The sequence below is a fragment of the Bacillus pretiosus genome, assembly GCF_051294775.1.
GTDB classification, from domain to species: Bacteria; Bacillota; Bacilli; order Bacillales; family Bacillaceae_G; genus Bacillus_A; species Bacillus_A wiedmannii.
In genome coordinates, this window is record NZ_JBPPHF010000269.1 from 1 (window position 1) to 298 (window position 298).

At 36.6% G+C, this 298-nt stretch carries 1 protein-coding gene; it reads left to right on the forward strand.

Features of this window, described 5'->3' with window-relative positions; genetic code table 11:
- The coding region (locus ACSG5Z_RS30830) for a DUF177 domain-containing protein (protein WP_435712856.1) at positions 1-298 on the forward strand (298 nt) is incomplete at both ends.

Consider the following 298-nt stretch of genomic DNA (forward strand, 5'->3'; position numbering starts at 1 on the left):
CATATAACTGGAAGCATGGTTTTACCATGTTCTCGCTCTTTAGTAGATGTGACATTACCATTTGACATTAAAACAACTGAGGTGTTCCAAACTTCACAAGAAGAATTTGAAACTGAAGCTGAATTTCATTGTTTAGAAGGAGAAGTACTTGACTTACTGCCCGTAATCAAGGAAAATATACTTTTGGAGATTCCAATGCAAATTTTCAGTGATGATGTTTCTGGTGGAGCACCGATGCAAGGTCAAGACTCGCAAGTGATTTCGGAAGAAAACAAAGAAAATACTGTTTATCCACTTT